Raw genomic sequence first — 14,618 nt, 5'->3', positions numbered from 1 at the left:
CGCGCTCCCGGACGGGGAGTGCGGGGGCCGGGCCGCTGCGGCCGGGCGGGCGTCAGCCCTGCACGCCCAGCTTCTCCAGGATGAGTTCGCGCACCCGGGCGGCGTCCGCCTGGCCGCGGGTGGCCTTCATGACGGCGCCGACGAGGGCGCCCGCCGCGGCCACCTTGCCGCCGCGGATCTTCTCGGCGATCGACTCGTTGGCGGCGATCGCCTCGTCCACGGCCGCGCTCAGCGCGCCGGTGTCCGAGACGACCTTCAGACCGCGCTTCTCAACGACCTCGTCCGGCTCGCCCTCGCCGGCGAGGACGCCCTCGATGACCTGACGGGCCAGCTTGTCGTTGAGGGAGCCGTCGGCGACCAGCTCGCACACCCGGGCGACCTGTGCCGGGGTGATCGGCAGGGCGGACAGCTCGGTGCCCTGCTCGTTCGCCCGGCGGGCCAGCTCGCCCATCCACCACTTGCGGGCCTGGTCGGCCGGGGCCCCGGCGTCGATGGTGGCGGTGATCAGGTCGATGGCGCCGGCGTTGAGGACGGACTGCATCTCGTGCTCGGAGATGCCCCACTCCTCGCGCAGCCGGTTGCGGCGCAGGCGCGGCAGCTCGGGCAGCCCGGCCCGCAGCTCCTCCACCCACTCGCGCGCGGGCGCGACCGGCACCAGGTCCGGCTCGGGGAAGTAGCGGTAGTCCTCCGCCTCCTCCTTGACCCGGCCGGAGGTGGTGGAGCCGTCGTCCTCGTGGAAGTGGCGGGTCTCCTGGACGATCGTCCCGCCCGAGCCCAGCACCGCGGCGTGGCGCTGGATCTCGAAGCGGGTGGCCCGCTCCACGCTGCGCAGCGAGTTGACGTTCTTGGTCTCCGAACGGGTGCCGAACGTCTCGGTGCCGTGCGGCCGCAGCGACAGGTTGACGTCGCAGCGCATCTGGCCCATCTCCATCCGGGCCTCGGACACCCCGAGGGCCCGGATGAGCTCGCGCAGCTCGGCGACGTACGCCTTGGCCACCTCCGGCGCGCGCTCGCCGGCGCCGGTGATCGGCTTGGTGACGATCTCGATCAGGGGGATGCCGGCGCGGTTGTAGTCCAGCAGCGAGTGCACGGCGCCGTGGATGCGGCCGGTGGCACCGCCGATGTGGGTGGACTTGCCGGTGTCCTCCTCCATGTGGGCGCGTTCGATCCCGACGCGGAAGACCTCCCCGTCCTCCAGCTGGACGTCCAGGTAGCCGTCGAAGGCGATCGGCTCGTCGTACTGGGAGATCTGGAAGTTCTTCGGCATGTCCGGATAGAAGTAGTTCTTCCGGGCGAAGCGGCACCACTGGGCGATCTCGCAGTTCAGCGCGAGGCCGATGCGCACGGCGGACTCCACCGCGGTGGCGTTGACCACCGGCAGCGAGCCGGGCAGTCCGAGGCAGACGGGGCAGGTCTGCGTGTTGGGCTCGGCGCCCAGCGCGGTGGAGCAGCCGCAGAACATCTTGGTCCTGGTGCCCAGTTCGACATGGACCTCAAGGCCCATGACGGGGTCGTAGGAGGCCAGCGCGTCCTCGTACGACACCAGTTCGGTGACAGTCACGGAAAGTCAAACCTTTCAGGCGCTGCGGTCAGTCGTCGGCGAGGACGTCGTCGATGTCCATGCGCCGCACCTCGCGGACGAGGATGGCGACGCTGGTCAGGATCGCGGCGCCGGAGACGATGGCGTCCAGGAGCTGGAGCTTGTCGTCCTCCCGCCGGGCGAGCTGCATCTGCTTGACGACGCCGACGGCGCCGAAGAGCGAGGTGCCGATGGACAGGTACAGGCCGGGCCGGGACTTCTTGAAGCCCTTGGCCTTCTTCAGCGCGCTCACAGCTTGCCCCTTCCCGCTTCTCCGCCCGCGCGGCGTGCAGGTGCGGCTCCGTATGTCGTCTGCGGCCCGGTGGCCGCGCGTGCGACGCTCACAGCATCTTCCCCGTGAGCTTCTCCGCCCGCGCGGCGTGCAGGTGCGGCTCCGTATGTCGTCTGCGGCCCGGTGGCCGCGCGTGCGACGCTCACAGCGAGGGTGCCTCCTCCAGCAGCGGGTGCCCCCAGCGTGCGTGGTACGCGGCCTCGACCGCCGCTCCGACACGGTAGAGCCGGTCGTCGGCCATGGCCGGGGCGATGATCTGCAGGCCCACCGGGAGCCCGTCCTCGGGGGCCAGGCCGCACGGCAGCGACATGGCCGCGTTGCCCGCCAGGTTGGACGGGATGGTGCACAGGTCCGCCAGGTACATGGCCATCGGGTCGTCGGCCCGCTCGCCGATGGGGAACGCGGTGGTCGGCGTGGTCGGCGAGACCAGCACGTCCACCCTCTCGAAGGCGGCGTCGAAGTCGCGCTTGATCAGGGTGCGCACCTTCTGGGCGGAGCCGTAGTAGGCGTCGTAGTAGCCGGAGGACAGCGCGTAGGTGCCCAGCATGATGCGGCGCTTGACCTCGGGGCCGAAGCCGGCCTCGCGGGTGAGGGAGGTGACCTCCTCCGCCGAGCGGGTGCCGTCGTCGCCGACGCGCAGGCCGTAGCGCATGGCGTCGAAGCGGGCCAGGTTGGAGGAGCACTCCGACGGCGCGATCAGGTAGTAGGCCGCCAGCGCCTTGTCGAAGGACGGGCAGGAGATCTCGACGATCTCGGCGCCCAGTTCGCGCAGCAGCTCCACCGACTCGTTGAAGCGCTGCATGACCCCGGCCTGGTAGCCCTCGCCCGCGAACTCCTTGACCACGCCGACGCGCAGGCCCTTGACGTTCCCGTTGCGGGCGGCCTCGACCACCGGCGGGACGGGGGCGTCGATGGAGGTGGAGTCCAGCGGGTCGTGCCCGGCGATCGCCTCGTGCAGCAGGGCCGCGTCCAGGACGGTGCGGGCGCAGGGCCCGCCCTGGTCGAGGGAGGAGGAGAAGGCGACCATGCCGTAGCGGGAGACGGCGCCGTAGGTCGGCTTGACGCCGACGGTGCCGGTGACGGCCGCCGGCTGGCGGATGGAGCCGCCGGTGTCGGTGCCGATGGCCAGCGGGGCCTGGTAGGAGGCGAGCGCCGCCGAGGAGCCGCCGCCGGAACCGCCCGGGATGCGGGTGAGGTCCCACGGGTTGCCGGTCGGGCCGTAGGCGCTGTTCTCCGTGGAGGAGCCCATGGCGAACTCGTCCATGTTGGTCTTGCCCAGGATCACCACGTCGGCGGCCTTGAGCCGCTTGGTGAGCGTGGCGTCGTACGGCGGGATCCAGCCCTCGAGGATCTTCGAGCCGACCGTGGTGGGCACGCCCTCGGTGGTGAAGATGTCCTTGAGCGCGAGCGGGACGCCGGCCAGCGGGCCGAGCCTCTCGCCGCGGGAGCGCTTGGCGTCCACGGTGCGGGCACGGGCCAGCGCGCCCTCGCGGTCCACGTGGAGGAAGGCGTGCACCTTCTCGTCCACGGCCTCGATACGGGCGAGGTGGGCCTCGGCCACCTCGACGGCGCTCGCCTGGCCGGAGGCGATCCTCGCGGCGGTCTCGGCCGCGGTGAGCCTGGTCAGATCGCTCGAATGCGTCACGGCGTTCACTCCTCCCCCAGGATCTGCGGCACCTTGAAACGCTGCTGTTCCTGGGCGGGGGCGCCGGAGAGCGCCTGCTCCGGGGTCAGCGACGGATGGACCTCGTCCGGGCGCATGACGTTGGTCAGCGGCAGCGGGTGGGAGGTCGGCGGTACGTCCTCGTCGGCGACGTCGGAGACGCGGGCGACCGCGCCGATGATGTCGTCGAGCTGTCCGGCGAAGTGGTCGAGCTCTTCGTCCTTCAGCTCCAGACGTGCCAGCCGGGCGAGGTGGGCGACCTCCTCGCGCGTGATGCCAGGCATGCAGCGATTCCTCGGGGTGAGTGGTGGATCCTTCGGGGCTTGGCGGGCTGTTCCCGCCGTCCGCCCCGATCCTGTGACTCCTCCGTCTCCTGAGCGGGACGGCTTCCCCCCCGGCCTTCCGGCCGGGGCGCGGCCAAGTCCTGACCGCTGCCCGGAGGGCAGAACAGCATGCTAACAGTTTGGCCGCGGCGCACGGCGGTGCCGGGACGGGGGCGGAGGCGGCCTCCGCCCCCGTCCGGGCGCCCGGAGGGGGTGACGCGCGCCTACCGCGCGGGCTGTCCCCGGTGTCCCGGGGCGGTCCTCCCGGCCGGTCCCGGCAGCGCGGGGTGCGTCGCCTCGACCGGGGGCGGCGCCCCGTCGCGCGCCCGCAGCCAGGCGGTCGCCTCGGACGGGGGCATCGCGGCCGACACCAGCCAGCCCTGCACGGCGTCGCAGCCCAGGTCGCGCAGGCGCTCCCAGGTCTCGTCGTCCTCCACGCCCTCGGCGACGACGAGCAGGCCGAGGGAGTGCGCGAGGTCCACCGTGCAGCGCACGATCTCGGCGTCCTCGGCGTCCACCGCGAGGCGTGCCACGAAGGAGCGGTCGATCTTCAGCTCGCTCACCGGCAGCCTCCGCAGGTGCACCAGGGAGGAGTAGCCGGTGCCGAAGTCGTCCAGGGACATCCGCACGCCGTGGCCGGTGAGCGCGGCGAGGGTGTCGGCGGCCTGCTGCGGGTCCTCCAGCAGGACGTGCTCGGTGATCTCCAGCTGGAGCGCCCCGGCCGGGACGCCGTGCCGGGCCAGCCGGGCGGCCACCGATCCGGCGAAGCCGGGGCTGTGGACGTCGCGGGGCGAGACGTTGACGGCGACCGGCGCGGTCAGGCCCCGGGAGCGCCAGCGGGCGACCTGGGCGAGCGCGGTCTCCAGCACGTAGTCGGTCAGGCGCGGCATCAGGCCGGAGGACTCGGCGATGGCGATGAACTCGTCCGGGGGCACCCTTCCCCGCTCCGGGTGCACCCAGCGCACCAGTGCCTCCAGGCCGCAGACGGAGCCGTCGAAGGCGACCTTGGGCTGGTAGTGCAGTTCGACCTCGCCCGCGTCCAGGGCGCGGCGCAGATCGCCCAGCAGGCCCAGCCGGTCGGGTGTGTTGCCGTCGCGGGTGGCCTCGTAGACCTCCACTCCGCTGCGGTCGCGCTTGGCCTGGTACATCGCGACGTCGGCGCGGCGCAGCAGGCCCTCGGCCTCGCCGGCGTGGTCGGGGAAGACCGCGACCCCCGCGCTGGCCTCCAGTTCCAGGGTCAGCCCGTCCAGGTCCAGCGGCGAACCGAGGGCGCAGACGAGCGCGCGGGCGACGCGCTGGGCGCTGGTGGGCGAGTCGGCGAACGGGAGCAGCACGGCGAACTCGTCGCCGCCGAGCCGTGCCACCTCGGCGCCGCGGGGCAGCGCCGTCCGCAGCCGGTCCGCGATCTGCAGCAGCAGCCGGTCGCCCGCCAGGTGGCCGAGGGTGTCGTTGACCGACCGGAAGCGGTCGAGGTCGATGAGGACGAGGGCGGAGCGGGCGCCCAGCCGGTCGGCCTCGTCCAGGGCGGACCAGGTGCGCTCCAGCAGCCACTGGCGGTTGGCGAGCCCGGTGAGGGGGTCGCGCAGCTGCTCCTCGGCGCGGGCCCGGGCGATCCACAGGGCGGAGTCCAGGGCGATCAGCGGTACCGAGAACAGCGGCAGCAGCAGCGGCATGTGGACGGCGACCACGACGATCAGCGGGGAGATGGCCAGCAGGGCGAGGGCGACCAGCCCCTGCCGCGCCAGAGCGGTGCGGGCGACGGTGGGCAGTCCTCCCTGGCGCGGGGCCAGGATGTACCACAGCAGCGTCCGGGTGACGAGCAGGTAGGCGGCGGCGGCCAGGAGGACCTCGGGGAGCGCGTACAGGCTCCAGGCGGCCGGGCGCCAGGGCTCCTCCACCGAGGGGTGCACGCCGAAGGCCGCCAGGCACAGCGCCGCGGCGCCGATGCCGAGGATGTCCACCGCGCCGTGCCGCAGCGCCTGGCGCCAGCGGTGCCGCCGGGCCGCGCCGACCAGGACCACCACCGCGAGGCTGACCAGGGTGGCCGGGATCCAGCCGTACAGCAGCAGGATGGCCAGGGTGAGGGCGGCACCGGAGCCGGTGCCGCCCCACCAGCGGTCGCGGCCGAGGGCGACGAGGTGCCCGACGATGAGGCCGGTGAGGACGGCGAAGGACCAGCCCGCCGTGCCGCTGGGGAAGAGGGCGTGCCCCTCGGAGACCACCCGGTGGACCCCGGCGGCCAGCGCGACGGCGGCGACCGCGACGACCGTGCGCGAGAGCCAGGGCACCTCCAGGGAGGCGACGCGCTGCAGCTTCGGCGCGCCGTCGGGGCTCTCGCCCGGCGGCGCGGTGACCGGCCGGGGCCGCCCGTGGCGGAGCCACTGCTGTCCCCGGTCCCGGGGTTTGTGCTGCATGCGCGTCCCTCTCACAGCCGTCGGTGCCCACGCCACGGCAGGCGCACCCCGTCAACAGTAGGGCGCGGACGGCCGGCTGGGCAGTGATCGTTCAGGGTTGCCCGAATGCAGACCGGTCGATCGCGTCCGTCTGATAAGCGCCGCGCGGCCCCTCCTCATCACTCAGTCAACGGCATTGTCCGAAAAGGGATTTGGCGGCGGTGACACCACCGCCGCCGACGCGCCGTCACTGTGCGGGCGGCTCCGCGGCGGGCTCGACGGGGACGACGGCGGCCTCTCGTGCGGCGTCGGGTCCCTGCTCCAGCAGGACGGCGAAACCGTCGTCGTCCAGGATCGGGACCTTCAACTGCACGGCCTTGTCATATTTCGACCCGGGACTGTCGCCCGCCACAACAAAACCGGTCTTCTTTGAAACAGAACCGGTCACTTTCGCTCCCAGGCTCTGCAGCGCCTCTTTTGCGCCATCCCGCGTGTACGACCGCAGGGTCCCGGTGACCACCACGGTGACCCCCTCCAGCGGACGCGGCCCCTCCTCGACGCCGCCCTCCTCCTCCATCCGCACGCCGGCCGCCCGCCACTTCTCGACGATCTCGCGGTGCCAGTCCTCGGCGAACCAGGCCTTGAGCGAGGCGGCGATGGTCGGGCCGACTCCCTCGGTGGCCGCCAGCTCCTCCTCGGACGCCTCGGCGATCCGGTCCAGCGAGCGGAACTCCCTGGCCAGCGCCTCGGCCGCGACCGGGCCGACATGGCGGATCGACAGCCCCGCGATGATCCTGGCCAGCGGGCGCTCCTTGGCCGCCTGGATGTTCTCCAGCATCGCCAGGGTGTTCTTCTTCGGCTCGCCCTTGAGGTTGGCGAAGAAGGTGACGACCTTCTCCTCCCCCGTCTTCGGGTCCCGCTTGGGCAGGCCGCTGTCCGGGTCCAGGACGTAGGTCCTGATGGGCAGCAGCTGCTCGACGGTGAGGTCGAACAGATCCCCCTCGTCCCGCAGCGGCGGTGCGGCCGGCTCCAGCGGCTGGGTCAGCGCGGTGGCGGCCACGTACCCGAAGTGCTCGATGTCCAGGCACTTGCGCCCCGCCAGGTAGTAGAGCCGCTCGCGCAACTGGCCCGGGCAGGAGCGGGCGTTGGGGCAGCGCAGGTCGACGTCCCCCTCCTTGGCCGGCTTCAGCCCGGTGCCGCACTCGGGGCACTCGGCGGGCATCACGAACTCCCGCTCGCTGCCGTCCCGCAGATCGGCGACGGGGCCCAGGATCTCGGGGATGACGTCGCCCGCCTTGCGCAGCGCGACGGTGTCCCCGATCAGCACGCCCTTGGCCCTGACCACGTCCTGGTTGTGCAAGGTGGCGAACTCCACCTCCGAGCCGGCCACCGTCACCGGCTCCACCACGGCGAACGGCGTGGCCCGCCCGGTGCGGCCGATGCTCACCTTGATGTCCAGCAGCCTGGTGTTGACCTCCTCGGGCGGGTACTTCCAGGCGATCGCCCAGCGCGGCGCCCGCGAGGTGGAGCCCAGCCGCCCCTGGAGGGGGATCTCGTCCAGCTTGACGACGACCCCGTCGATCTCGTGCTCCACCGAGTGCCTGTTGGCGCCGTAGTACGCGATGTACTCCCGCACCTCCTCGACGGAGCCGACCACCCTGGCGTGCGCGGCGGTCGGCAGACCCCACTCGTGCAGCAGCTCGTAGGCGTGCGACAGCCGGTCGATGTCGAAGCCCTCGCGGGCGCCGATGCCGTGCACCACCATGTGCAGCGGGCGCTCCGCGGTGACCTTGGGGTCCTTCTGCCGCAGCGAACCGGCCGCCGCGTTGCGGGGGTTGGCGAACGCCGGCTTGCCCCCCTCGACCAGCCGCGCGTTCAGCTCCTCGAAGCGCTCCATGGGGATGAACACCTCGCCGCGGATCTCCACCAGATCCGGGATGCGCTCCCCCTTCAGCCGCTCGGGGATCTGCGCGATGGTGCGGACGTTGGGCGTGATGTCCTCCCCGGTGCGCCCGTCGCCGCGGGTGGCGGCGCGCACCAGCCTGCCGTGCTCGTACGTCAGGTTGACCGCCAGGCCGTCCACCTTCAGCTCGCACAGGAAGTGGTAGGGCACACCGCCCAGTTCGCGTGCGATCCGGTCGGCCCAGGACTCCAGTTCCTCGTCGTCGAAGGCGTTGTCCAGCGACAGCATCCGCTCGCGGTGCTGTACGGCGGTGAACTCCGTCTCGTAGGAGCCGGCCACCTTCTGGGTCGGCGAGTCGGGCGTGACCAGCTCCGGGTACCTGGCCTCCAGCTCCTGGAGCTCGCGCATCAGGGCGTCGAACTCGGCGTCGCTGACGACCGGCGTCGTCACGTAGTACCGGAAGCGGTGCTCGTCGACCTCCCGGGCCAGCCGTGCGTGCCGTTCGCGCGCCTCGCTGTCCGGGCTCACCGTCTCCATGTATCCAAGCCTCCCGTTACTCAGGGTCGTTTACGAGCGAGCGTGCGGCCCGGACACAGTGCGCGAGCGCGGCCCGCGCGTAGGCGGGCGAGGCGCCCGCCAGACCGCAGGCGGGCGTGACGACCACCGATCGCGCCAGCAGCTTCGGAGACAGCCCCAGCCTGCGCCACAGCGTCCTGACACCCATGACGCTACCGGCAGGGTCTGACAGTGCCCTCGAGTCCGGCTCCACCGCCGGGACCGCCCCGGCGAACAGCGCCGTGCCCGCCTCGACCGCCTCCCCGACCGCCTCGTCGTCACGTTCGGTGAGCAGCGAGAGGTCGAAGGAGATCCCGGCGGCGCCCGCCCTGCGCAGCAGCCCGAAGGGCACCCCCGGAGCGCAGGAGTGCACCACCACGGGGATCTCCTGCCCCGGCTCCGGGCCCCCCGCCGCGTCCCGCGCCGCCTCGACCACCTGCCGCAGCGCGCCCTCGGCCACGCCGCGGTCCACGGCCGGATGGGTGCGGTACCCGCTGGCGGTGGGCACCCTGCCCAGCAGCACCGCCGTCAGTGACGGCTCGTCGAGCTGGAGGACCGGCCTGGCCCCCGGCACCCTGCGCCGCACCTCGGCGAGATGGGCCCGCAGCCCCTCGGCCAGGGACTCGGCCAGGTAGCGGCAGGCGCCCGCGTCGCCGAGCATCGCCTCGCCGCCGCGGCGCTCCAGCGAGGCCGCCAGCGTCCAGGGCCCGACGGCGGAGACCTTCAGCGCCCCGGTGTAGCCCTGGGTGAACTCCTCCAGCGCGTCCAGGTCCTCCCCCAGCCAGGACCGGGCCCGCCGGGTGTCGCGCCCGGGGGCGTCGCCGACCCGCCAGCCGCTGGGCTCCAGGCGGGCGTACAGCTCCACCAGCAGCCCGGCCGTCCGCCCGATCATGTCGGCGCCGGGCCCGCGCGCGGGCAGCTCCGGCAGGTACGGGAAGTGCTCGAGGCTGCCGGTGACGGTCCTGGCCGCCTCCCGGGCGTCGGTGCCGGGCATCGACCCGACACCGGTCGCCGCCCCCTCGCCCCACATGTGCTCCCTCACGCCGACGGCCTCACCCTCAGGTCGGTGATCTCCGAGCCCGCCGGCAGGTCGAGGGCCGTGAGGACGGCGGTCGCCACCGCGGACGGGGGGATCCAGCGCGCCGGGTCGTACTCCTTCCCCTCCTGCCGGTGCACCTTGGCCTGCATCGGCGTGGCGGTGCGCCCCGGGTAGACGGAGGTCACCCGCACCCCGGCGCCGCCCTCCTCCGCGCGCAGCGAGTCGGCGAGCGCCTTCAGCCCGTGCTTGCTGGCCGCGTACGCGCCCCAGTCGGCGTTGGCGTTCAGGCCCGCGCCGGAGTTGACGAAGACCACGTGGCCGTGCGCCAGGCGGATCTGCGGCAGCAGCAGCCGGGTCAGCTCGGCGGGGCCGACGAGGTTGACCGCCAGGGTGGCGTTCCAGACCTTCGGCGTCAGCTCCCCGACCTTCCCCAGGTCCACCACCCCGGCGACGTGCAGCAGCGAGTCCACCCGCTCCGGCAGCTCCTGGTGGGACAGCGCCCACGACAGCCTCTCGGGCTCGGCCAGGTCTCCGACGAGGGTGCGGGCGCCGGGGAAGTGCTCGGCCAGTTCCCTGGCGCGGCCCGCGTCCCGCGCCAGCAGCCACAGCTCCTCGCCCCGCTCCCGCAGGCGCTCGGCGATCTCGGCTCCGATGCCGGAGCCCGCCCCGGTGATCACATGCGTTCCCATGGGCCCATCGTCCCATCCGGCGGACCGTCCGGCGGGCACCGCACCCGTCACCGGCGGGCACCGCGTCCGTCAGTAGAGCCCCAGCGTGCGAGCGGTGTCCTCGCCGCGCCGCATGTGCTCCTGGGCCGCCTCGCCCAGCGCGCCGAGCACTCCGGTGACCACGGCCTCGGTGACGGCCAGCGCGGGCACGAGACTGTCGTACGGCGTGGTGGCCGGGGCCTGACAGGGCAGCACCACGTCGGCGACGGCCGAGATCGGCGACAGCCAGCCGTCGGTCACCAGCACGACCTTCCCTCCCCGGCCGGCCACCAGCCTCGCCAGCTCCAGCAGGGCGGGCTCGTAGCGCCGGAAGTCGAAGACGGCGAGCACGTCGCGGCGCCCGCCCCGGGCGAGGGCGGCGGTGCGCTCGACCGCGCCCTCGGGCAGCAGTTCCACGTCGTCGCGGATCTGGACCAGGTGCAGGCCCAGGTAGCGGGCGTGCAGCCCGCTGAACCGGCCGCCGGTCAGCAGCACTCGGCGCCTGGGGTCGGCGAGCAGGTCGACGGCGCCCTGGAGGTCCTCGGGGGGCAGCGCGGCGCAGGTGGCGCGCAGGGCGGCGGTGAGGGAGGCGACGGAGGACTCCAGGAGCTCCGCCGCGGGGGAGCCGCCGCGCTCGGCGAAGCCGGTGGCGGTGTAGAGGGCGACCGGGGACGCCTCGCGCTGTTCCAGCTCGTCGCGGAGCGCGCGCTGGAAGTCGGGGAAGCCCCGGTAGCCGAGGCGGTGCGCGAAGCGGATGACGGTGGGCGCGCTGACCCCGGCCCGCTCGGCGATGCGGGCGACGGTCTCGAACCCGGCCGACGGATAGGCGGCCAGCAGGACGCGGGCGACCTTGCGTTCGGCCGGTGTGCACTCGCCGAGCCGCCGCCGGATGGACTCGGCCACGCCGCCGGGCGCCGCACGCCCTGCGGTGTCCGCCCCGGATGCCTCGCCTTCGGCGGCCACGGTGCCTCCTCGCTCGTCGGGCCCGGGGCGCCGCCGCGCCCCGGGCCCGAGCCTATCCGGCACCGGTCAGGGGGCGTACACCTCGATCTCCATGCCCGTCAGGGTGGAGGCGGTGCGGCCGTCGGCCGTCCAGGCGGTGTATCCGGAGGCGGGCTTGCGGAACCCGACCGCGAACTCCGGGCCGGTCTCGTAGGTGTAGTCGGTGGTGCGCGTGGACCGTCCGCTGCCGGCGAGGTCGAGGGCGGTGCCGGCGAAGCGGTACGGGCCGAAGACGTCGTAGCCCGGCCGCTGGGCGGTCCGGTTGCGCGGCACCAGTTCGGTGCGGCCCGCGGCGGGCAGGGCACGGCGGGCGTACGGGTCGTAGCCGTCGCCGGCGGTGAGGCGGTCGTAGCGGACGCCCTCGACGGACCACCGGCCGTTGTACGTCCCCGCGGTGGCGCCGGTGAGGTCCAGCACCGTCACCGCGTGCTCGCCCAGGACGCGCAGGCGCTCGTTGTCGGTGCCGACGCCGGTGACCTCCAGGGCGGTGTTCTCGTCGACGCCGAAGACCAGGTCGTGCCCGGTGTCGGCGGCCAGGCGCAGGGACCGGCCCTCCCTGCCGCGGGCGGAGAAGTGGGTGTCGACCAGGCCGTGGGCGAAGAACCCGAAGCCGCCGGTCTCCAGATAGCCGAGCCGGGCGGCGTCCTCGAAGTGGCCGGGCGAGGAGCCGTCGCGCAGCGCCTCGTAGCTCGCCCCGCCGGTGATCATGTCGGCGCCCGCCTGGATCTGGGCGCCGGCGCTGGTGCCTGCGACGACCGCGCCCTCGGCGAGCCGCTGCCGGACGGCGGCGAGCACGGCCGAGTCCCGGGTGCCGCCGTCGCGCAGGAGGGTGGTGACGTAGCGGTACTGGTCGCCGCCGCCGATGAAGAAGCCGGTCATGGCCAAGACGCGCCCGGCCAGTTCGGGGTCGTCGGCCGCCGCCACCCGGTCGAGGTCGACGGGGATCCACTCGGCGGATCCGGCTCCGTGGCTCTCCAGGAGGCCGGCGTAGTAGGCGCTGTTGGCCTCGCTGTTGCGCGCCTGCGGCGTGCCCGCGTCCGGGTCCTGGGAGGGCGGTACGGAGCCGGCGGTGAGGACGCCGATGCGGGCGGCCGGGCCGCCCGCGCGGTCGACGATCTCGCCGTACACCTCGGTGTTGTGGTCGTCCAGTGCGCCGCCGACCATCAGGAGCGTGCCGCCGGGGGCCCGCGCGGTCGCCGGTGCGGGTCCGGTGGCGGGCGCCGCGGCGGCGGCGGTGGCGGGCAGCAGCAGGGCGAGCGCGGTCAGACCGGCCGCGGCGGCGGCCAGTACGCCGCACGGCCGGCGCGGGGGCGCCGCGGCGGGGGATCCGGCGGGGGATCCGCCGGCGCGGGGTCTCGTTCGGTGCACGGGTGCCTCCTCGAGGGCTCGCGGGGTCGTGCGGAGACCGGCGCGGTCGCCGGGTCCGTGGTGCGGTGGTGCGGTCGGGGGTGCCGCGGGGGACGCGCGGGACGCGCGGCGCTCCGGGGCACGGGGTGCGCGGGCGGCGGGGCCGTCAGCCGGCGCCCCGAGTGCCCAGCCGGGAGATCAGGGCGGCCAGCAGGGCGCCGCGGGGCACGACGCTGGACAGGTCGAGCCACTCGCCGGGACTGTGGTCGCCGCCGCCGACCGGTCCGAGGCCGTCCAGGACCGGCAGCCCCGTACCGGCCGCGAAGTTGGCGTCTGCGGCGCCCCCGGTCGCGGCGGCGCCCGCCCGGACGCCGAGTTCCGCGGCGAGGGCCAGGGCCAGGTCCGCCAGGTCCGCGACCTGGGGGGTGCGTTCCAGGGGCGGGCACTCCTCCCCCTCCGCCACCTCCACCGAGGTGCCCTCCACCCAGGTGCGGGAGGCCAGCCGTGCGATCTCGCGGCGGGCGTCCCACAGGCCGTCGCGGGTGGCGGACCGCACCTCCACGTCGAGCACCGCCTCGTCGCAGACGACGTTGGTCCGCGAACCGGCCCGCACCCGGCCGACGTTGACGGTCGTGCCGCCGGGGCCGCCGCCCAGTTCCTGCAGGGCGATGACGAGGTGGGCGGCGGCCAGGGCCGCGTTGGCGCCGCGCTCCGGTTCGACGCCGCTGTGCGCGGCCCGGCCGCGCACGGTCAGACGCAGGTCGACCACGCCCTTGCGGGCGGTGACCAGGTCCCCGTTCTCACGCGCGCACTCCAGGCAGAGGCCGAAGTCGGCCTCCTTGGCCAGGGCTTCGGTCAGGGGCCGGCTGCCGGGCGAACCGATCTCCTCGTCCGGGGTGCACAGGAAGACCAGTTCGCCCCAGTCCTCGGCGCCCAGGTCCAGCAGGGCCCCGATCGCGGCGATGCCCAGCAGCAGGCCGCCCTTGTCGTCGCAGGCGCCGGGGCTGTACGCGGTGCCGTCCTCGGTCCGCAGGGGGCGGGCGGCGGCAGTGCCGGCCTCGTACACGGTGTCCAGGTGGGCCATCAGCAGCAGCCGTCTGCCGCCGGGTGCCCGGCCGGCGTGGCGGGCGACCAGGGCGTCGCCCAGCCGCCGGCCGTCCGGCGTGGAGCCCACCGGCACGGACCGCACCGCGAAGCCGAGTCCTCGCAGCCGCTCCGCGGCCATCGCGCCGACGGCGTCGACGCCCTCGCTGTCGTACGACCCGCTGTCGACGCCCGTCATCAGCCCCAGGTCGGCCAGGAACGCGGGGTAGCGCCTCTCCACCGCCGCGCGCAGGTGTGCGGCGGCGGGCCGGCGGTGTGCCGGGGCGCTCACAGGACCTTGGCCAGGAAGGAGCGGGTGCGCTCGCGCCGGGGCGAGGTCAGCACGTCGCGCGGGTGGCCCGACTCGACGACCACGCCGTCGTCCATGAAGACCAGCGAGTCGCCGACCTCCCGGGCGAAGCCCATCTCGTGGGTGACGACGATCATCGTCATGCCGTCCTCGGCCAGCCCGCGCATGACGTCCAGCACCTCGCCGACCAGCTCCGGGTCGAGCGCGGAGGTGGGCTCGTCGAAGAGCATCAGCTTGGGCTCCATCGCCAGCGCGCGGGCGATGGCCACGCGCTGCTGCTGGCCGCCGGAGAGCTGGGAGGGGTAGTTGCCGGTCCGGTTGCCCAGTCCGACGCGGTCCAGCAGCTTCAGGGCCCGCTCCCGGGCCGCCGCCCTGGACTCGCCCTTGACCTGGACGGGCGCCTCCATGACGTTCTCCACCGC

Annotated in this window: 12 protein-coding genes; all 12 read right to left on the bottom strand. The window is 74.2% G+C overall.

The window, feature by feature from the left end; translation table 11 throughout:
• Positions 1-52 precede the first annotated feature (52 nt).
• Positions 53-1,561 (bottom strand): Asp-tRNA(Asn)/Glu-tRNA(Gln) amidotransferase subunit GatB, encoded by a 1,509-nt coding sequence (gene gatB, locus BMY40_RS26400; protein ID WP_093663294.1) that lies wholly within the window; start codon positions 1,559-1,561, stop codon positions 53-55.
• Between the two features lie 28 nt (positions 1,562-1,589).
• The gene (locus BMY40_RS26395; RefSeq protein WP_093663293.1) at positions 1,590-1,832 is read right to left on the bottom strand and encodes a hypothetical protein; all 243 of its coding nucleotides are present in this window, start codon (positions 1,830-1,832) and stop codon (positions 1,590-1,592) included.
• Positions 1,833-2,013: 181 nt separating this feature from the next.
• Positions 2,014-3,516: an Asp-tRNA(Asn)/Glu-tRNA(Gln) amidotransferase subunit GatA gene (gene gatA / locus BMY40_RS26390; RefSeq protein WP_093663311.1), complete on the bottom strand. Its 1,503-nt coding sequence runs from the start codon at positions 3,514-3,516 to the stop codon at positions 2,014-2,016.
• 5 nt (positions 3,517-3,521) lie between these two features.
• On the bottom strand, positions 3,522-3,818 hold the full coding sequence (gene gatC / locus BMY40_RS26385) for an Asp-tRNA(Asn)/Glu-tRNA(Gln) amidotransferase subunit GatC (RefSeq protein WP_093663292.1): 297 nt from the start codon (positions 3,816-3,818) through the stop codon (positions 3,522-3,524).
• Positions 3,819-4,081: 263 nt separating this feature from the next.
• Complete coding sequence (locus BMY40_RS26380) at positions 4,082-6,271, bottom strand: putative bifunctional diguanylate cyclase/phosphodiesterase (RefSeq protein ID WP_093663291.1); 2,190 nt, start codon at positions 6,269-6,271, stop codon at positions 4,082-4,084.
• Positions 6,272-6,497: 226 nt separating this feature from the next.
• Positions 6,498-8,690 (bottom strand): NAD-dependent DNA ligase LigA, encoded by a 2,193-nt coding sequence (gene ligA, locus BMY40_RS26375; protein WP_093663290.1) that lies wholly within the window; start codon positions 8,688-8,690, stop codon positions 6,498-6,500.
• A gap of 16 nt (positions 8,691-8,706) precedes the next feature.
• Entirely contained in the window at positions 8,707-9,738 is a 1,032-nt protein-coding gene (locus tag BMY40_RS26370) for a methionine synthase (RefSeq protein ID WP_107436803.1), read from the bottom strand.
• Between the two features lie 8 nt (positions 9,739-9,746).
• A complete protein-coding gene (locus tag BMY40_RS26365; protein ID WP_093663288.1) occupies positions 9,747-10,436 on the bottom strand; it encodes an SDR family oxidoreductase in 690 nt (229 codons plus the stop codon).
• A 69-nt stretch (positions 10,437-10,505) separates the two neighbouring features.
• The gene (locus tag BMY40_RS29020) at positions 10,506-11,417 is read right to left on the bottom strand and encodes a MurR/RpiR family transcriptional regulator (protein WP_093663287.1); all 912 of its coding nucleotides are present in this window, start codon (positions 11,415-11,417) and stop codon (positions 10,506-10,508) included.
• A gap of 66 nt (positions 11,418-11,483) precedes the next feature.
• Positions 11,484-12,824 (bottom strand): cyanophycinase, encoded by a 1,341-nt coding sequence (locus tag BMY40_RS26355; RefSeq protein WP_245770345.1) that lies wholly within the window; start codon positions 12,822-12,824, stop codon positions 11,484-11,486.
• Positions 12,825-12,969: 145 nt separating this feature from the next.
• The gene (locus BMY40_RS26350) at positions 12,970-14,178 is read right to left on the bottom strand and encodes a M20/M25/M40 family metallo-hydrolase (protein ID WP_245770344.1); all 1,209 of its coding nucleotides are present in this window, start codon (positions 14,176-14,178) and stop codon (positions 12,970-12,972) included.
• Positions 14,175-14,618, bottom strand: a 444-nt coding sequence (locus BMY40_RS26345; RefSeq protein ID WP_143071834.1) for an amino acid ABC transporter ATP-binding protein, incomplete at its 5' end; no start/stop codon positions are given. The genes BMY40_RS26350 and BMY40_RS26345, both read right to left, overlap by 4 nt.

The sequence above is a fragment of the Streptomyces radiopugnans genome, from assembly GCF_900110735.1.
Classification (GTDB): Bacteria; Actinomycetota; Actinomycetes; order Streptomycetales; family Streptomycetaceae; genus Streptomyces; species Streptomyces radiopugnans.
This window is presented reverse-complemented; position numbering and strand designations above follow the sequence as displayed.

Excerpts from the sequence above, each read along its gene's own strand:
- gatC (WP_093663292.1), bottom strand. The coding sequence starts at position 3,818 with ATGCCTGGCATCACGCGCGAGGAGGTCGCCCACCTCGCCCGGCTGGCA.
- BMY40_RS26380 (WP_093663291.1), bottom strand. The coding sequence starts at position 6,271 with ATGCAGCACAAACCCCGGGACCGGGGACAGCAGTGGCTCCGCCACGGG.
- ligA (WP_093663290.1), bottom strand. The coding sequence starts at position 8,690 with ATGGAGACGGTGAGCCCGGACAGCGAGGCGCGCGAACGGCACGCACGG.
- BMY40_RS26370 (WP_107436803.1), bottom strand. The coding sequence starts at position 9,738 with ATGTGGGGCGAGGGGGCGGCGACCGGTGTCGGGTCGATGCCCGGCACC.
- BMY40_RS26365 (WP_093663288.1), bottom strand. The coding sequence starts at position 10,436 with ATGGGAACGCATGTGATCACCGGGGCGGGCTCCGGCATCGGAGCCGAG.